This is a genomic window from Leeuwenhoekiella sp. ZYFB001, from assembly GCF_011784865.1.
Lineage (GTDB): Bacteria > Bacteroidota > Bacteroidia > Flavobacteriales > Flavobacteriaceae > Leeuwenhoekiella > Leeuwenhoekiella palythoae.
In genome coordinates this window covers 1,619,592-1,638,382 of record NZ_CP050460.1, presented here as the reverse complement: position 1 = coordinate 1,638,382, position 18,791 = coordinate 1,619,592, and the positions used below count along the sequence as shown (strand labels likewise).

13 protein-coding genes are annotated in these 18,791 nt (G+C 39.5%); 6 read left to right on the top strand and 7 right to left on the bottom strand.

Annotated features, from left to right (window positions below):
- The first annotated feature begins 130 nt into the window (after positions 1 to 130).
- Positions 131 to 1,711 carry a glycoside hydrolase gene (locus HCN54_RS07215; RefSeq protein WP_240924956.1) on the top strand — a complete coding sequence of 527 codons (1,581 nt, stop codon included), beginning with the start codon at positions 131 to 133 and terminating at the stop codon, positions 1,709 to 1,711.
- Between the two features lie 117 nt (positions 1,712 to 1,828).
- Here HCN54_RS07215 and cydB read toward each other — a convergent pair whose 3' ends face one another.
- From cydB to HCN54_RS07185, 6 genes are all read right to left on the bottom strand, one after another.
- Positions 1,829 to 2,866 carry a cytochrome d ubiquinol oxidase subunit II gene (gene cydB / locus HCN54_RS07210; RefSeq protein WP_072981868.1) on the bottom strand — a complete coding sequence of 346 codons (1,038 nt, stop codon included), beginning with the start codon at positions 2,864 to 2,866 and terminating at the stop codon, positions 1,829 to 1,831.
- Between the two features lie 9 nt (positions 2,867 to 2,875).
- Positions 2,876 to 4,258: a cytochrome ubiquinol oxidase subunit I gene (locus HCN54_RS07205; RefSeq protein WP_167597164.1), complete on the bottom strand. Its 1,383-nt coding sequence runs from the start codon at positions 4,256 to 4,258 to the stop codon at positions 2,876 to 2,878.
- 145 nt (positions 4,259 to 4,403) lie between these two features.
- Complete coding sequence (locus HCN54_RS17615; RefSeq protein ID WP_167597163.1) at positions 4,404 to 4,841, bottom strand: methyltransferase family protein; 438 nt, start codon at positions 4,839 to 4,841, stop codon at positions 4,404 to 4,406.
- A 7-nt stretch (positions 4,842 to 4,848) separates the two neighbouring features.
- Entirely contained in the window at positions 4,849 to 6,186 is a 1,338-nt protein-coding gene (locus HCN54_RS07195) for an MBL fold metallo-hydrolase (protein ID WP_167597162.1), read from the bottom strand.
- 88 nt (positions 6,187 to 6,274) lie between these two features.
- Positions 6,275 to 7,156, bottom strand: a complete 882-nt coding sequence (locus HCN54_RS07190; protein ID WP_167597161.1) for a sterol desaturase family protein — start codon at positions 7,154 to 7,156, stop codon at positions 6,275 to 6,277.
- A gap of 30 nt (positions 7,157 to 7,186) precedes the next feature.
- Positions 7,187 to 7,657: a DUF1572 domain-containing protein gene (locus HCN54_RS07185; protein ID WP_167597160.1), complete on the bottom strand. Its 471-nt coding sequence runs from the start codon at positions 7,655 to 7,657 to the stop codon at positions 7,187 to 7,189.
- A gap of 99 nt (positions 7,658 to 7,756) precedes the next feature.
- Between HCN54_RS07185 and HCN54_RS07180 the strand changes: the two genes are divergently transcribed.
- Positions 7,757 to 8,710, top strand: a complete 954-nt coding sequence (locus HCN54_RS07180) for a lipid A-modifier LpxR family protein (protein ID WP_167597159.1) — start codon at positions 7,757 to 7,759, stop codon at positions 8,708 to 8,710.
- On the opposite strand, the gene HCN54_RS07175 is transcribed toward HCN54_RS07180, so the two are convergent.
- A complete protein-coding gene (locus tag HCN54_RS07175) occupies positions 8,711 to 10,426 on the bottom strand; it encodes a SulP family inorganic anion transporter (protein ID WP_167597158.1) in 1,716 nt (571 codons plus the stop codon).
- A gap of 424 nt (positions 10,427 to 10,850) precedes the next feature.
- Between HCN54_RS07175 and tilS the strand changes: the two genes are divergently transcribed.
- The 4 genes from tilS to HCN54_RS07155 all read left to right on the top strand — a co-directional run bounded on the left by tilS (position 10,851) and on the right by HCN54_RS07155 (position 18,741).
- Positions 10,851 to 12,161 carry a tRNA lysidine(34) synthetase TilS gene (gene tilS, locus HCN54_RS07170; RefSeq protein WP_167597157.1) on the top strand — a complete coding sequence of 437 codons (1,311 nt, stop codon included), beginning with the start codon at positions 10,851 to 10,853 and terminating at the stop codon, positions 12,159 to 12,161.
- The gene (locus HCN54_RS07165; protein WP_167597156.1) at positions 12,154 to 14,154 is read left to right on the top strand and encodes a protein-disulfide reductase DsbD family protein; all 2,001 of its coding nucleotides are present in this window, start codon (positions 12,154 to 12,156) and stop codon (positions 14,152 to 14,154) included. The genes tilS and HCN54_RS07165 overlap by 8 nt, the downstream gene beginning before the upstream one ends.
- A gap of 14 nt (positions 14,155 to 14,168) precedes the next feature.
- Complete coding sequence (locus HCN54_RS07160; protein ID WP_167597155.1) at positions 14,169 to 16,013, top strand: CocE/NonD family hydrolase; 1,845 nt, start codon at positions 14,169 to 14,171, stop codon at positions 16,011 to 16,013.
- A gap of 859 nt (positions 16,014 to 16,872) precedes the next feature.
- Entirely contained in the window at positions 16,873 to 18,741 is a 1,869-nt protein-coding gene (locus HCN54_RS07155) for an alpha-amylase family protein (RefSeq protein ID WP_167597154.1), read from the top strand.
- Positions 18,742 to 18,791: the final 50 nt, after the last annotated feature.

The window sequence follows — 18,791 nt, the reverse complement described above, 5'->3', positions numbered from 1 at the left end:
TTAGCACCGCACTTTCAACCAATTTATACCGCATCTTACTCAATCGAAATAGTGAAAATTGTATGCAACAAAAGTAGTAGTTAAAATCACTTTTGAATACCGAATGGATATTAAAATTTAAAAACCTGTTTTGAAGCTTAAATTTGTTAAAATAGTACTTTGTGTGTTCGCGCTAGGCGGAATTATTGCCTTTGCAAGTTTTAAGCTTAAAAAGAATGATCAAGCTACAGGATCTGTTGAAGAAACAGTTCAGCTTCATCTGAATCCCGAAGCAACTTTTCAAAGGATTGACAATTTTGGTGCTTCAGATGCGTGGTCTGTACAATTTGTTGGAAAAAATTGGCCTATACATAAACGCGAGCAAATAGCTGATCTCTTATTCAGTACGCAAATGGATCAAGAGGGAAATCCTAAAGGAATAGGTCTTAGCTTATGGAGATTGAATTTAGGAGCCGGAAGCGCAGAGCAAGGAAAGTCTAGTGGGATTCGCGATGAATGGCGCAGAGCCGAAAGTTTTCTTACTCAAGAAGGAACTTACGATTGGAGCAAGCAAAGCGGACAAGTTTGGTTTGCTAAAGCGGCAAAAGAGCGTGGTGTTGAGCAGTTACTTCTTTTTTCTAACAGTCCGCCGGTTGAATTCACCAATAACGGAAAAGCATATACCAGCAATAAAAAAGAAAGTAATCTCGCGGCAACTAACACCCAAGCCTTTGCTAAATACCTGGCAGATGTGACCGAAGGATTTGATACTATGGGACTTGAGGTTGATTACATCAGTCCGGTAAATGAACCGCAATGGGATTGGGCGGATGGTGGTCAGGAGGGCACTCCTTTTTGGAACGATCAGATTAAAGATTTGGTTGTGGCACTCAATCAAGAATTGAAATCGCGTAAGCTACAACATACCTTGATTGATATTCCAGAAACGGCGCAACTCAATTACCTTTTTGAAAACGGAAACAAAGCAGGTAGAGCAGATGTGATCCAAACCTTTTTTGATGAAAATTCTAGCGAATATGTAGGCGATCTTGAGTACCTGAGCAGGTCTGTTTCTGCGCATAGTTATTTTACGACTTCACCTTTTGAAAGTCTGGTTAAACAGCGTACAACCCTTTTTAATGCAGTAAACAAAATTCCTGATCTTCATTTTTGGATGAGTGAATATTGTATTCTTGGCGATAATGCGGGCGAGATTGAAGGTAACGGCAGGGATCTTGGGATGACTTCGGCGCTGTATATGGCCAAAGTAATCAATACCGATATTGTTGTGGCTAACGCAAGTGCCTGGCATTGGTGGACGGCTATTTCCCCATATGATTATAAAGATGGCTTGATTTACATTGATAAAAATAAAAATGACGGTGCGGTTCTAGAGAGTAAAATGCTATGGGCGCTTGGTAATTATAGCAGATTCATTCGCCCGGGATATACACGTATTCGCATTGAAGATCTTGAAGCAAATACGCTGGATGAGAACTTTTTGTATTCCGCATTTAGAAGTCCGGAAAAAGATAAAACCGTTCTTGTTTTTGTAAACGATAGCAATACAAATAAAGCAATTACACTAGCCAACTATACCGAATCGTATGACGCAAAAAGTTATGTAACTTCAGCAGATGCAAATCTTGAATTGACGCCAATACAAACCAAAAACGGATTTGAGATTCCCAAAAAAGCGGTAGTTACCCTAGTACTCGAAACCAAAAATTAACAAGACACTGTTTAAAGGTTAATTGTAAGTGTGTTTTATACCTTGAGCAGCAAAGAGCCCCGTTAACAGGGGCTTTTTTTATGCTATAAAATCCGCTTAATTCTTATTCAGATGCGTTTAGTAACTGTGATCGTCTAGTTTGACTTTTCCTCTGAAAGTTCGATAAACGAAAAAAGTGTAGCCCAAAACTAAGGGGCCTCCAATAGCTACAAATAAGAGCATAATTCCCAGAGAGCGCTCAGAAGATGCAGCTTCATAAACATCCAGACTGTATTTAGGATCAACCGTTGAAAAAAGCAGGTTGGGATACAACTCTACGGCAACCAAAACCAGTAATAAACTTATGGTGAGTGACGAAAAGAAAAATGCCAGTTTATAATTCTTTTTACTCGCCAAACGCGGTACGTTAGCAATACTCAAAAAGGTGAGCACAGGCACGGCAAATAGAATAGGCGCACTTTTAAAATCATCAGATAGATGCGGAATATAAAGCAGCGTATAAAGCGTAGTGATCGCAAAGCTTACCATAAAAAAGATCATTCCTTTTTGCAGCAGATTTGTAAGTTGATCAAACATTGCTCCTTCGGTTTTAAGTAAAAGATAAATCGCTCCGTGCGCCATAAATAGGGCGAGTGTCGTAACACCGGTCATTATCGCGTACGGATTCAAAAATTCAAAAAAGCCTGATCCTGTGTATTGATAATTTTCACCTATAGCAAAACCTTGCAGCACATTTCCTAAAACAACGCCTAACAAAAATGCAAGCATAATACTTGAAATGCTGTAACTCACATCCCAAAGTCTTCGCCACCAAAGCATTTCTTCTTTTCCTCTAAATTCAATGGAAATTGCTCTGAAAATAATAAAGATCAAAAACAGCATAAACGGGATATACAATGAAGAAAAAAGTGTAGCATACATCACTGGGAACCCAGCAAATAAGGCTCCGCCGCCAATCACTAGCCAAACTTCATTACCATCCCAAACAGGACCAACGGCATTAAGCGCGATACGGCGATTCAACTCCTTTTTAAAGAATAAATGCCAAGCCCCGGCGCCAAAATCAAAACCATCTAAAATCGCATAGCCTGAGAATAAACCACCAATTACTAAAAACCACCAGGTGGGATAATCTATACCTAAAATTGTTTCCATACTATTCTGTTATCCTGTTACTACTTCGCTGATCTCTTTAGTTAACGGTCGATCGTCATCCTCGTCATTAGCCTCTTCATAAGGTCCGTGTTTTATTTTTTTATTCAGCAGATATACAAAAAGTAAAAAGAGTAGGGCGTACACCGCAAAAAATAGAATGAGCGAAAATAATACTTGATTTGCTGTGACTGCCTGTGAAAAAGCTTCATTGGTACGCAACAAACCGTACACAACCCAAGGTTGCCTTCCCATTTCTGCTGAAAACCAGCCTACTTGATTGGCGATCTGCGGAAGCAGTGCAGTAAATACAAAAACCCACAGCAACCATTTTTTAGTAAATAATTTCTTTTTCCACAGTAAAAACGATGCATATAAGGTAAGTGCGATCAAAAACATACCGATGGCAACCATAAGGTGATAAAACTGAAAAACAGCATTTACCTGAGAAGGGCGCTCATCTGCGGGGAAAGCATTTAAACCGGTTACTGGAGCTTCAAAATCCTGATCTAATAAAAAAGAAAGTCCGCCGGGAATCGCTAAACCAGTCACTTCTTGCTTCTCCTGATCTACCCAACCGAACAAATACATATCAGCCGTAGCGCTTTCGTCATAATGTCCTTCTAGTGCAGCTAATTTTGCCGGTTGATGTTCTGCTACAACTTCCGCCGAAGCGTGCCCTGCTACAAGCTGTGCAAGCGAAGTAATGGTTGCGATTACGAGTGTGATCTTGAATGCTTTTTTTGAAATGCTCACGTAACGTCCTCTTAAGATATAATAGGCGTGCACACTTAGAATGAGGAATACTCCCGCAAGGAAAGCACCTAGCCAAACGTGCCAAATACGCTCTACACTCGACGGATTGAAAACCATTGCCCAAAAATCAGTGATCTCTGCACGGGCTTGCATACCTTCTCCAACAATGTGATATCCTGCCGGCGTTTGTTGCCAACTGTTTGCGACTACGATCCATATTGCAGAAAACATAGAACCTAGAAATACGCCGATCGTTGAAACCAAGTGAACCCATGGTTTTACGCGGTTCCAGCCAAAAAGTAAAACGCCAAGAAAACCACTTTCAAGAGCAAAGGCAAAAATACCTTCGGCAGCGAGCGCACTACCAAAAACATCTCCTACATAGCGTGAATAGGTTGCCCAATTGGTGCCAAATTCAAATTCCATTACGATACCGGTAACGACACCGATTCCAAAGGTGAGCGCAAAGATTTTAGTCCAAAATTTTGCGAGAATATGATAATCTTCCTTTTTTGTTCTAACATATAAACTTTCAAAAACCACCATTAAAAGGCCTATTCCTATGCTCAAAGGCGGATAGATATAGTGAAAAGCTACTGTAAAGGCAAATTGTATTCGGGCGAGAAGTTCTACATCCATTTTTATGAGTTCTTGGAGGTGGATTTATAATAGCTTTTCGAGCTTTTATTCTGATATAAATTTACAATCCAATCTTGGGTTGAAAGCTTGAAAACACTAGGTTTTCTTGTTAAAGTTCTTTCATTTTTTTTGAAATTAAAAGGACTTAAAACCTGGGGGTTTTCTTTCTGTAAATCTTGTATTTGGGAAAGCGTTCCATGAGTAAGTTTTCTTCAAAAGTAGATTTCCAGCAGAAGAAGAGGTAAAGAACAGCTGTCAAAACGAGCTTGTATACATCTTCAAACAGGATGGATAGACTTAAATATGAAAGTAAAATTCCAAAATAGATAGGGTGTCTACTATATCTAAATATTCCGGAGTTAATTAGTTTTGAATTTTTGCGCGGACTAGGAAAGGGAGATAATTGATGTCGTAATTGATAAAGGGCAATGAGAACGCACAACACTCCGAGAACAAATAACGTGTAAGCACCGTAGTTAAAGGCTTCCGGTAATCTAAATTTTAGGAGGCTCATTGGAAAGAAAAAGGCACACATTATTATGATTTGCAGTGTTACCAATAAAATATTGTATGCCTTTTTCATTTAAATTCTATTGAAAGTCTTTTACTGCATCTCCTAGATCATAGACGGTAACTTCATCAATATGCATTGCCAAAATACTACTTCCTGCTGCGCTACGATAACCACCGGCACAGTGCACCACGATAGGCCTATCTACCGGAATCTCTTCGTAACGATCGCGCAATTCATTCAGTGGAATCGTGATGGCGTGATCAAAGAATTTGCCGGCCTCCGTTTCACTTTGATTTCGAATGTCAACAATGGTGTATGCTTTTGGGGCTTTCTTGAAGTCTTCAAGGTCCAGATCTTTCATTTTTAGCCAATCCTGTTCACCAAGTGTATAGACCATTTTAACTTGATGCTCGTAACCTATTTTGCTTACACGATCCAGCAATGTTTCAGCGTGTGCGGCGCTGTTAGCAACAAGGCAAAATTCTTCCTCAGGTTTTACAATAGCACCTAGCCAAGTTTCAAATTTATGCTCTGGTTTGGTCGCCATAATGTTTAAACTGTTGCGCTTATGACCCTTCTTAAAATCTTCTTCTAAACGGGTATCTATGACTAATGCATCACCATTTAAGCGCGTTTCGTAAAGCTTTAGCGGTATATCAGCCAAACTGCTATTTAAGTTTTGCGCTCCGGTTTTATTGATATCTACATCAAAACCAAAATAATGCGGTATGAACGGCTGAGAATCCAGTAAATGATTTACAAAAGTTTCTTTAGATTGTTCTTTAAAAGCCCAGTTAGTGGCACGTTGCTCACCAAGTGTGCTGCTGCCATCGCTGCTCATGTTTTTTCCGCAAAGCGAACCTGCTCCGTGCGCGGGATAAACTACCGCATCATCGCTAAATTCGTTGTAAGCACTTGTCATCGTCTTATACATAGACTTTGCGAGGTCTATGCGTTTAGCTTTCATTTTTCCTGCTTTTTCTCGCAGATCAGGGCGACCTATATCCCCTATAAATAAAGTATCTCCTGTAAAAAGAGCAGTTTCATTTTCGTTTGAAGCAACTATCGTGATACTATCGGGAGAATGCCCGGGCGTGTTGACAGCTTTAAATTGAATTTCACCCATCTCAACAAGGTCACCATCATCAAAATGCTCGTGCGCATAGTCTGCACCTAATAATTTACTAGCATAAATAGTAGCGCCTGTTTCTTTATGAATTTGTAGGTGTGAAGAAATAAAATCGGCGTGTGGATGTGTTTCAAAAACAGCTACGATTTGTGCATTGTGCTCTTCTGCAAATGCATAGTATTGCGCAGGATCACGTTCCGGGTCTACTAAAGCAATCTTGTTTTCGCTTAAAATCGCATAAGAAAAATGTGCTAAAGGTTGGTATTCAAACTGTTTAACAATCATAGGTCAATTATTTTACTCAAAAATAAAAAAGGCAACAGCTTCCGGGTGTAACCTTTGATACAATAGCTTTTGAATACTAAAACTGCAATTATTTGGTAGAATGCTCTTTAAAAGGGTAGGTGAGTTGTCCCGTAAAATCGTGTGGAAAGCGCTCATCGCCGTCAAAACCTATCTCTATATCTTTTCCGCTTTTAGGAACGTATGCGGTACCAAAAAGATAATCCCAAATGCTCAAACTCAAACCGAAATTCATTCCGTACTTATGCTCCGGTGGAAGTGCCTTAGCGTGATGCCAAATGTGCATACGCGGATTATTCAACACATAACCTAGCGGACCGTAACTCCAATCGAGATTGGCGTGGTTTAAATGCCCGATGAACACCGAAAACATATGCACCACAAAAAATTGTTCGATCCCAAAACCAATCATCGCCAGCGGAATATACTGCGCGCTTTTATAAACTAAAGTTTCTACAAAATGAAACCGAAATTGAGCAGCAAAACCCATCTCTTTTACGCTGTGGTGCACTTGATGAAATTTCCACAACCACGGCACACGATGCAGCATTCGGTGTACATTCCACTGAATAAAATCAGCGATGATAAACATGATTAAAAGTTGCGCCCACACGGGAAAGTCCTGAACCTCGATCGCAACCAGATTATCTATTCCAAAAAGTCCTAAAAAGTCATTGAAGAGTTCAACACCTACATTAGAAAGCGCGTTATAACCAATTAAAGAGAAGAGAAAAAAATTGAAGATCATATAAAACGCATCAAGCCAAAAACCCCTTCTAAAAACAGGCTGTTTTTTTCGCCAGGGAATAATGATCTCCAAAGCAAAAACAAGTAAAGACAATCCAAGCAGCCAGTAGAAATAGTTGGTCCACCCGGGATTAGTGATCTCTTCTATCAGGTAATTAAAATAACCCGTAAAAGAATCCTGTATGATCTTTAGATATTTTCCCACGTATGTTAGGTCGGTTTTAAGGCTTTAAAATTACGTTGATGCTTCGGTTTTTAGCAGCAGTACGATCTGTCCCAGATGATAATAGCTGTGTTCAATAAGCGCCTCGATATTGCGTTTATAAGTTCCGTATGCTTCTTTTACAAAAATAGCGTCTAGTTGGGCATCGCTAAGCGGTTGGATTAATGCGATCAGTTCTTCGGTATCTTTCCAGAAAAGTGCTAGAAAATTGTGCCATTCCTGATTATTTTGTAAAGGCTCAAAATCAAAACTAAATCGGTCGCTGATGCTGAGTTCACCTCCAAGAAAAACCTGCTTTACACCTGAGATATAATAATGAATATGTTGTGAAAGAACCTCTACAGTATTGTACGATCTAATAGGTATTGAAACTTGCGCCAATGAGGTCGTATTCAATTCCTTTTTAAAATTTGTGTTGGCGATCCAGGTACCATCAAGAATCACTTCCTGTAGTCTTTGCGCCAGAGCTGCTGCTTGTGACATAGTTTTATAGAATGGAATTGTGCTTTTTAAATTTAATCAAATCTTGACATTCCTATGAAAGCGGTTATGTTTAAATTTAAAACTGTTTAGTTTAGACCAATGAAGATTGTTAAAATCGGTATTCCCCTGTGGCTTCTTATAATTCCTTTTCTACTTAATGCACAGCAATACACCTCCTATAAATACGAAGTCCTGGCAGGTCACGATAATGATTTTACGATTTTTGGCACCCGTACAGATTGGCATTATACATACGGAATTCATTTAGGTTTTGGTTGGCGACCCAAACAAACCAACTTAATCACTCAGCTTTTTCCGAATAAAAAGGCATTCAGTAATTATATAGCGGCGCATATTCAAGCATACACTCCAGATTATGCGCGTACCTATCAAATTGTAAAAACCAGACAGCCCTATGCCGGTTGGGGCTATATAGATTATGCGAATAACTACGGATTTGAAAATGCGTTTTTACAGTTAAAAGTTGACTTGGGAATTTTAGGACCAGCTGTTCACGCTGGCGATATTCAGAATTTTATTCATCAAAAATTTTCTAAGGATATTTTTGTTGATCAATGGGAAGACCAGATTCCGAATCAGTTTGGTTTTAATTTGAGGGCGAATTACGCTCAGGATATTTTTACTGAAAAATGGCTCAACCTGTACAGTTTAAGCCGAATTTCCGCGGGAAATATATTTACCTTTTTTGAGCAAGGTCTTTATTTTAGATTTGGGCAGTTTAATGCAATTGGGCGTTCTGTGGCACGGCAACAGAGTTTGCTAGGTAATGGTGAAACCGAAATTTTTATCGAAGCCGGTTTTAATATGAATTTTTCAGCATTTAATGCGACTGTTGAAAATGCTAATGCGCAAGGCGAAAATGTAGTTCCGCAAAACTTGGTAAATCACAGTATTTTAAATGGACACGTTGGTGTGTTCTTTTCACAGAAACGCTATGCTATAGGTCTAAAATGGAATTATACCGAAGGTGAAATAAAAGGAAATGAACCGCACCGGTTTGCTATTCTGGCCGGTACCTATAAGTTTAATTAGTTAGAATTTTTGTCGAGAGACGCGATCTTCAATTTCGGTACGCGGATGTACGCCGTCAATAAATTCAACAGCTTCCACAACACGAACAAATAAGTTTTCGGCACCTAGTAATTCGGTTACTCCGGTTTTAAATAGGATATCTCGTGTAGGGCCTGTGGCAGCGGCGATCATCAGCGTGATTTCCTTTTGACGCAGTTCTAAGATCACAAATTTTAAAATGTAAATCGCACTGCTGTCAATGTAATTGATCGCTTCGGCATTAATGATGATCGTTTTGAGGTCCGGTCCTTTAGCTTTAATGTGTTTTTTCAACTCCTTATAGAAATAATCTTTATTTCCGAAGAATAACTGCGCATCAAAACGCACGACAAGGATGTCTTTTCGGTCAATAATATCGGTTGCAAAACGGTTGATATTCTTAAAATAAGTAGTGCCTTTAATTTGACCCAAAACAGCCATATGTGGTTTTGAAGTTCGATAAACCATTAGCAGCAGCGAGAACAAAACGCCAAGAATGATTCCCTCTTGAATACCTACAAATAGCGTAATGATAAATGTAGTGACTAATAGAAAAAACTCATCCTTTTGGTTTTTATAGAGCTCCTTTGGATATTTTAAATCGATCAGACTGGTGATCGCAAGCATAATGATCGAAGCCAGAATTGCATTAGGCAAATAGTAAAACACCGGTGTGAGAAAAAGTAATGTGAGTGCAACAAGACTGGCACTTATGAATGCCGCAACACCTGTTTTTGCACCGGCTTGAAAGTTTACAGCGGTCCGGCTAAAACCCGCAGTGGTGGGATAACATTGAAATAGCGAACCGATTATATTCCCGGTTCCTAATGCAATAAGTTCTTGATTGGGCTTTATCGTATTGGATTTGACTTTTTCTTCTAAAGCTTTACCAATGGAAACAACTTCCATAAAGGCAATAAGAGACATCGCCAGGGCAAGTGTAAAAAGCTGACCGAGATCTTCCCAAGGCACTGTGGGAATATCAAAGCCGGGTAGTCCTTGCGGAATTCTCCCCACTAATAGCAAACCATAATTTGTTAGCGGGGTAAAATAGGCCAGAGTGATCCCAAAAACCACCACCACAATAGCGGCCGGAATCTGGCTATTAATACGTTTGATCAAGAGCATAATGCCAATTCCTGTAAGTCCAACAACCACTGCAACCGGATTGATCTGATCAAGTTGTTCCAACGTTTGCTTTATAATTGGCAAGGTCCTGTTGCTGGTGACGCTGATGCCTAGCAAATGTTTAAGTTGCGTGATACCAATAATCAATGCAGCTGCCGAAGTAAAACCACTGATCACCGGCTTAGACAAAAAATTGACGAGAAAACCCATTTTTAAAAATCCCATCAGGATCTGAATGATCCCTACAAATAATGCAAGAAAAATTGCCATCGCGATGTATTCATCAATCCCGCTAAGCGAAAGCGCTCCCAATCCTGAAGCGATAATCAGGGAATCCATCGCCACAGGACCGATGGCGATTTGACGTGAAGTACCCATTAAAGCATAAATGACTTGAGGTAAAAGAGCTGCATAGAGCCCAAATACAGGAGGCAACCCGGCGATCATTGCGTATGCCATTCCCTGCGGAATCAACATAATTCCAACGGTTATTCCTGCTGAAATATCACCAGACAGATAACTTTTCTTGTAGTTTGGTAACCAGTCAAATATGGGGAAGAATTTCTTCAAATATTCAATTTTAGAACCATAGCCTAAGCGATACTGACTTGAGACGTAGTTCAATGTTAAAAACTAATTTCATCGTGTGCCTTCGGCCTTGCCTCGAGGTTTACTATCGGCAAATATAGACCGTAGCTTTTGATGTGCTCGTAACTCTTGTTACAAAGCGTCAGGATTAAAAATACAATTTTAAGCGTATCAAATAACCGCTTCGGCTTCCATTCCATGTTAAATAGAAACTAAATAAACTTGCGCTGAGCTTTGCTGCAAAACAGGCCTTAAATTGTATATTTACTCGATAATCAAGAGCGCAAACACCTAGAAAATGCGTACTAGTAAAACATTTTACTTTTATGCGAAACTAATGGCTGGTGAACGTCGCTGATTTGGTTTGAAATTTTAAAAGCGTATAGCGAGAACACCACGTGTTTTTATGATCAAAAGGTTTAAACAGCATATAGAATCTCAGTTTAATGCATTGAAACAAACTTCGGTTTTGTTAGCGATAAGCGGGGGATTAGACAGTGTGGTTTTGGCCTATTTATTAAAAGCTTGTGATGTTGATTTTGAGATGGCGCATTGCAATTTTAAGCTGCGCGGAAGCGAGAGCGATGCAGATGCGGTTTTTGTTGAAAAGCTGGCTGAAGCATTACAAGTTAAGTTGCATCTTCAAAGTTTCAATACCGAAGCGTATGCTAAGGATCAAAAGGTTTCCATTCAAATGGCAGCGCGCGAATTGCGGTATCATTGGTTTGAGGAGCTTTGTCAAAAAAACGGGTTATCGTATGTCGCTACTGCACACCACGCAAAAGATGATCTTGAGACTTTTCTCATCAACCTAAGTCGAGGTTCAGGAATAGATGGACTCACCGGTATTACAGCGCATAATGAGCAATTGATTCGTCCCTTGTTACCGTTCAGCAGAGAAGAGATTCTAGCGTATGCAGAGGCCAATGAAATCAAGTGGCGAGAAGATAGCAGCAATGCTTCAGATAAATATTTGCGCAATCATTTACGACATCACGCTATCCCTGCAATAGAAGAAGCGGCACCCCAATTTTTAACACAGTTTCAAAAGAGTCAACAGCATTTAAAAGAAGTTGCTTTGCTACTTGAAGATTACACGGCAATGCTGTTTTCTCAGATCGTAAATCAGTCTTTTAAAGGCTACGAATTAAATATTCAGAAGCTGAAGCAGACGCCAAATACCAAGGCGGTCTTGTATCAATTACTTAAGGATTTTGAATTTACGGCTTGGGATGATATTTATGATTTACTAGATGCCGAACCCGGTAAATATGTTTCCGCAAAAAATCACCGTCTTATAAAAGATCGCGAGGTGTTACTACTTACAGAACACAAAAAAACACATGAAGTTGTTTTATGGAATGAACAAGACGCAAACCTTGTTCTTGACAATCTAAAGATCAAAAAAGAAGCTGTAGATCAATTTTCAAAAACAACGGCAACCGAAGCTATTTTTGATAAAGACCAATTAGATTTTCCGCTTAAATTAAGAAAATGGGAGGAAGGCGATTGGTTTCATCCATTTGGCTTAAAAGGCAAAAAGAAGTTAAGTAAATTCTTTAAAGACTTAAAATATTCGACTCTAGATAAAGAGTCAGTTTGGCTTCTGTGTAACGACCAAGACATCATCTGGGTCGTTGGAGCACGAACTGACGATCGCTACAAAGTAACCCCTAATACTTCTCAATTTTTAAAAATTACCGCATACTATGATTAAATACGGCTTTCTTCTTGTAACGCTATTGATCTCGCTCACAGGAAATGCACAAGCTTTTGGACCTTCAGCCGGAGCACAAAATCCGGCCCAATGGACGGCTCAAGTAGATAAAACAAGTGAATCAGAATATACCCTGTTGTTAAATGCGAGCATTGAGCCCGAATGGCATGTGTATTCGCAGTTCACAGATCCCGGCGGATCTTTACCTTTAGAATTAGAGTTCCTCGAAGCCGGTAAAGCTTATTCCTTAGAAGGACCCACGGTAGAAAGTGAGACCACAACAGCTTACAGTGAGATCTTTGAGGTAGATGAAACATTTTTCTCAGAAACCGCGCAGCTTTCTCAAAAGATAATAGCTGAAGAAACTACTGAATATATCAAGCTGATCTTGAAATATCAGGTGTGTAAAGAAGTGTGTATCAACGAAGAAAAATACATAGTTTTTGACCTCGTTAAAGAGAACGGAAAGGTTTTTAAAGACTTCAATGATTTTCAGGCGTATGGTAAGATTCAAAAAGAAGTTGAACAGATTGAACCGGTTAAAGAGGTTGTAAAAAAAGAAGAAAAACAAGATCTATGGACGATCTTTTTCGTTGCGTTTGCCAGCGGATTTTTGGCGCTGCTCACACCTTGTGTATTCCCGATGATTCCTATGACAGTAAGCTTTTTTACTAAACAGAGCAAGAATCTGGCAGTGGGTCGTAGAAATGCCATTTTATATGGAATTTTCATCGTGGTAATCTACGTATTGCTTGGATCATTGGTTACCGGGATTTTTGGCGCAGATGCCTTAAACGCTTTATCAACCAATGTTTGGTTCAACTTATTATTCTTTTTACTTCTCGTAGTTTTTGCAATTTCGTTTTTTGGTGCTTTTGAAATTATGTTACCCAATTCTTGGGCTAATGCCGTAGACCGCAAAGCAGATCGCGGCGGAATAATAGGTATCTTTTTTATGGCCTTGGCTTTAGCCATTGTAAGTTTTAGTTGTACCGGACCCATTGTAGGAACCTTATTAGTACAAGCCGCTTCAGAAGGTGGTCTGGCGCCCATTTTAGGAATGCTTGGGTTTTCATTAGCTATCGCGATCCCGTTTGCTTTGTTTGCCTTATTCCCCGGGTTGATGAATTCTTTACCCAAATCAGGAGGCTGGCTCAATTCAGTAAAAGTGGTTTTGGGCTTTTTGGAGCTCGCCTTAGCTTTTAAATTTTTATCCAATGCTGATTTGGTTTTGCAGGCACATATTTTAGAGCGCGAAGTATTCTTAGCGATTTGGATTGCTATTTTTGGTGCTATGGCGTTTTATCTTTTCGGGAAAATCAGATTGTCGCACGACAGTCCGTTGACGCATATTTCTTCCGGAAGTTTGATTTTAGGGCTTTTTGTGTTATCATTCACTTTATACTTAATTCCCGGCTTGTGGGGTGCACCCTTAAAATTGATCAGCGGATTTCCGCCACCATTAAATTATAGTGAATCGCCTTATGGTGTGGGATATTCTAAAGGAAGTGTTGCCGGTTTAACCGAAGGAGAACTACCAGAAGAAGCCGAACTTGGTCCTTATCAATTGGTAACGTTTACTGATTATGATGCAGGAATGGCCTATGCCAAAGCAGAAAATAAACCGGTACTAATAGATTTTACCGGAAAAGCCTGTGTTAATTGCCGCAAGATGGAAGAGCGCGTTTGGGGCGAACCGCAAATCCTTGGAAAATTACAGAACGATGTGGTCCTTATTTCGTTATTTGTAGACCTAAAGGAAGAACTGCCCGAAGCAGAACAGTATGTAAGCGAAGTTACCGGCAAACGTATTCAAACCGTGGGAAATAAATGGAGCGATTTTCAGATTGAAAAATATCAGATCAATGCGCAGCCGTATTATGTGTTGCTAAACCATAATGAATACGAACTTAACACGCCTGTGGGCTACACGCCAGATGTAGATGAATTTGAAGCCTGGCTCGAAGATGGAATCTCTAAATTCAATGATTAAATAAACACTACTAAATGAAAAAAGTCAAAAATCTAGTATTTGCGGTGCTTTTGCTTTTCGTGAGCTGCATACAAGCACAAACCGAAGAATATGTGCGCGAGCATTACGACAAGAAAGAAGTCAAAATAAAAATGCGCGATGGCGTGCTTTTGCATACGACTATTTATTCGCCAAAAGACAAGTCACAAGAGTATCCTATATTGATGATGCGTACGCCCTATAGCTGTGCGCCGTATGGTGAAGAAAACTATAAAGGCAGAATAGGACCTAATAAGTTTATGGTTGAAGAAGGTAACATCTTTGTACAGCAAGATGTGCGTGGCCGTTGGAATAGTGAAGGCGTTTACGACAATATGCGCGCGTATATTCCGAATAAAAAAGGAAAACAAGTTGATGAAGCCAGCGATACCTACGATACGATTGATTGGCTTGTAAAGAATGTAGACAATAACAACGGAAATGTAGGGACTTGGGGAATTTCATATCCAGGTTTTTATGCGACGTATTCTTTGCTGAGTGAGCATCCTGCGCTCAAGGCAGTCTCTCCACAAGCGTGTATTTCAGATTTTTTCTTTGATGATTTCCATCATAACGGAGCGTTTCTAGAAAGCTACTGGAGAGCGATTTCGCTTTTCGGCTATATGAAAGATGAACCGGTAACCAAGCCTTGGTATGCGTTTCCTGATCTTCCTACGCAAGATCAATATCAGTTTTTCTTAGATGCAGGTCCGTTAACCAATTTAGATGCGTATTACAAAGAAGACAATGTATTCTGGCAGCAAATTAAAGACCATCCTAATTATGATGAATTCTGGAGAAGCCGCGGAATCATTCAGCATTTAAATGATATCAAGCCTGCCGTAATGGTTGTAGGCGGACTATTTGACGCCGAAGATCTTTATGGACCTTTCAACACCTACAGAAAGATCGAGGAGACCAGTGATAACTATAATATCTTGGTTTACGGGCCGTGGAGTCATGGAGATTGGGCGCGTTCAAGTGAGCGCCAAGCTATAGGGAATGTATATTTTGGAGATAATCTTTCAAGAGATTTTCAGCAAAATTACGAGACGGTATTTTTCAACCATTTCCTGAAAAATGACGGTAAAGTAGCGATTGATTTCCCTGAAGCTTCTATGTATGACAGCGGTTCACGTGAGTGGGATAGCTACGCGCAATGGCCTCCAAAAGCAGCAGAAACTAAAAGTTTTTATTTAGGAGCAGATCAAAAACTTACTGAGAGCGCTTCGGCAGATTTTGAAAATGCTTTTGTAAGTGATCCATCTAAGCCGGTTCCGTATTCTGAAGATATTAAAATGGTATTCACTCCTAGAAAATACATGACCGACGATCAGCGATTTGCAGCGCGCAGACCAGACGTTTTAGTTTATGAAACCGAAGTTTTAGAGGATGATATGACGATCACTGGTGAAATACTGGCTAAACTTCAGGTGGCTACCACAGGTACTGATGCAGATTGGGTAGTAAAACTGGTAGATGTGTATCCTGCAGGAGCAGAGGATTATCCTGAAACTCAAGACTACCTAAAAATGGATAATTACCAGATGATGGTGCGTAGTGAAGTAATGCGTGGACGTTTCCGTGAGAGTTTTAGTGAACCTAAAGCTTTTGAACCTAATCAAAAAACCGAAGTAGATCTGACCTTACAAGGGGTAAACCATACCTTCTTAAAAGGACATAAAATGCAAATTCAAATTCAGAGTACGTGGTTTCCGCTAATCGATCGCAACCCACAAACTTTTGTACCTAATATCTATAAAGCAGAAGCGGAAGATTTTCAAAAGCAGACACACACTGTTTTTGGAGATTCAGAAATTCAGTTTAAGGTTTTAAAGTAATTCAAATACTAAACTTGTTGTAAAAGCGCTCAGATCAGGTAAACGATTTGAGCGCTTTTTATATTTTGAAACATTGATACTTAAAATGCGTATTAAAAATGTTAGTCTTGCAGTAGTAAATACATGCATATAAAAGTTACCTTTTGGTTTATCTAAGAATTCTTTTTGTAATCCTTGTGTTACTCGAGTTGCGCTATAAAAAGTTCAAATCAGTAAAAGAGCTATGGCTGTGGTTATTTTTAGTAGCTATTTTCAGTTGGTTAGGCTACCTCATTTTTTTAATCCTCAGAAAAAGAATTCTCATCCGCAGGGATCGCTTCAACTTATCTTTCAGGAAAAGAGAGAAGAATCAAATTGAATAGGGGATTTGTACAAGAAATTGTTTTGCGCCCTAAGGTGTTGAATAGCAAATTTTACAGCGTAGAAATAGGCCTAAAAAAGAAAAACACCTTGCTCGCGCAAAGTGCCTTTCACCCCTAAATTGTCAATGACATCGTAAAACTACAAAATTAATTTGCAACTCTTTCTGTTAAAATATAACTAAATCGTTTTATAATTTTTCAATTTTTTACAAATGGTGTAAAAAAGAAAAACACCCTGCTCGCGCAGAGTGCCTTTCACCCCTAAATCATTAATGCGTTTAAAATTTAATTCCCCTAATAATTAGATTATAAACGGTATTAATCTTTAATTATTAATACGAGATAAAAGTATCTATAATTTACTTGTGACAAAAGGGGGAAATATCCCCTTTTTTTACCGCTGAAATCAGGTTAATCGATTTAGGCGGGCAATTAAATTTATGTTAGTTTTAAATCTTATAAAATTTGTTTTCTAATTATAACTTTAAATTAGTTGGATGATCAAAAATATCCTTTTAATTAGCCTTGGAATACTTCTAACAAGCTGTGCACAGAACAAGTCTAATCACATAAAAGAGCCTATGCAGAATACAGACCCAAAGAAAAAAGTAGTTTATCACGTTTTTAGCAGATTGTTTGGCAACACGAACACAACCAATAAACCTTGGGGTACCATCGAAGAAAATGGTGTAGGGAAATTTGAAGATTTTACCGCCAAAGCTTTAAGTGAGATTAAAGAGCTTGGCGTAACGCATATTTGGTATACCGGAGTTCCGCATCACGCGGTAATCACTGATTATACGCAATACGGTATTTCTAACGATGATCCTGATGTGGTAAAAGGCAGAGCCGGCTCACCCTATGCGGTAAAGGATTATTATCAGGTTGATCCTGATATGGCTGTAAATCCTGCAAATAGGCTTGAAGAGTTTGATGCACTCATAAATCGTACGCATCAAGCAGGTTTAAAAGTGATCATAGATATCGTCCCCAATCACGTGGCACGCAAATATGAAAGTTTAAACACTCCGGAATATACTGTGCCTTTTGGGGCGAATGATGATACTTCGGTGGCATATGCCAAGAATAATAACTTTTACTACATCCCGGGAACTGATTTTAAAGTTCCGCAATGGGAAAATGGATATGTGCCTTTAGGCGAAAAGTCGGCAAGTGCGGATGCACAGTTTACAGAGTCTCCAGCAAAATGGACAGGTAATGGAGCAAGAGATGCGCAACCTGCGCAGAATGATTGGTACGAGACCGTAAAAATAAACTATGGCGTGAGTCCAGAAGGGCATAAAGATTTTGCTTCGTTGCCAGAAGATGCCGGGCATTGGGATCATCAAAAGCATTTTAATTTTTGGAAAGACAAAGGCATTCCGGCTTCTTGGAAACAGTTTAAAGAGATCGCCTTGTTTTGGCTGAGCAAAGGTGTAGACGGATTTCGTTATGATATGGCCGAAATGGTTCCTGTAGAATTCTGGAGTTATATGAATGCTGCTATTAAAATGGAGCGTCCTGATGCATTTCTAATGGCCGAAGTGTATAATCCACAGTTGTATCGCGAGTATATATTTAAAGGAAAAATGGATTATCTATACGACAAAGTGGAGCTTTATGACACGATAAAGCACGTGATGCAAGGCCACGGAAGCACAGACCATTTCGCACCAATCCTGAAGTATCAGGAAGATATTGAACATAATATGCTGCACTTTCTGGAAAACCACGATGAGCAGCGCATAGCCAGTGATGCATTTGCAGGAGATGCAGCAAAAGGTAAACCTGCGATGGTTGTTTCGGCGTTGATCAGTACGGCTCCAACAATGATCTATTTTGGTCAGGAATTGGGTGAGCCGGCACTTGAAGACCTGGGCTTTGGCGATCCTACACGGACTTCAATTTTTGACTACGGAAGCGTGCCTAGTGTAGTGCGTTGGGTCAATGACAAAAACTTTGACGGCGGGCAGTCTACTCCGGAAGAAAAAGAGCTTAGGGATTTTTATAAACGCTTGCTGAATTTCAGTTTAGAAAATTCGGCGATAATGGGGGAGTATGCTGATATTCAATGGCATAACCGCCAGCATACCGAATGGTATAATGATCGGGTGCATTCCTTTGTGCGCTGGTCTGACACTGATAAACTCATCATTGTTACCAATTTTGATGCTAAGGATACTTTTGGTTTTGAATTACAAATTCCGCAGGATATTATTAAACAATGGAACCTCAACGACGGGACGTATAAAGCAACAGATCAACTTTATAATGAAGAGCAAGCTACGCTTCAAGTTCAAAATCAAGCAGGAACGATGCGCGTAGATATCAAACCACTTCAATCCTTTGTTTTTAAACTAGAATAACAACTTTATGATAAGCTTAAGGGCTTATGCTTCAGGCTTAACGGAATACT

Bases quoted from the DNA above. Each gene is read 5' to 3' on its own strand.
- cydB (WP_072981868.1), bottom strand. From the start codon at position 2,866: ATGGAAACAATTTTAGGTATAGATTATCCCACCTGGTGGTTTTTAGTA.
- HCN54_RS07205 (WP_167597164.1), bottom strand. From the start codon at position 4,258: ATGGATGTAGAACTTCTCGCCCGAATACAATTTGCCTTTACAGTAGCT.
- HCN54_RS17615 (WP_167597163.1), bottom strand. From the start codon at position 4,841: ATGAAAAAGGCATACAATATTTTATTGGTAACACTGCAAATCATAATA.
- HCN54_RS07195 (WP_167597162.1), bottom strand. From the start codon at position 6,186: ATGATTGTTAAACAGTTTGAATACCAACCTTTAGCACATTTTTCTTAT.
- HCN54_RS07185 (WP_167597160.1), bottom strand. From the start codon at position 7,657: ATGTCACAAGCAGCAGCTCTGGCGCAAAGACTACAGGAAGTGATTCTT.
- HCN54_RS07180 (WP_167597159.1), top strand. From the start codon at position 7,757: ATGAAGATTGTTAAAATCGGTATTCCCCTGTGGCTTCTTATAATTCCT.
- tilS (WP_167597157.1), top strand. From the start codon at position 10,851: ATGATCAAAAGGTTTAAACAGCATATAGAATCTCAGTTTAATGCATTG.
- HCN54_RS07165 (WP_167597156.1), top strand. From the start codon at position 12,154: ATGATTAAATACGGCTTTCTTCTTGTAACGCTATTGATCTCGCTCACA.
- HCN54_RS07160 (WP_167597155.1), top strand. From the start codon at position 14,169: ATGAAAAAAGTCAAAAATCTAGTATTTGCGGTGCTTTTGCTTTTCGTG.
- HCN54_RS07155 (WP_167597154.1), top strand. From the start codon at position 16,873: ATGATCAAAAATATCCTTTTAATTAGCCTTGGAATACTTCTAACAAGC.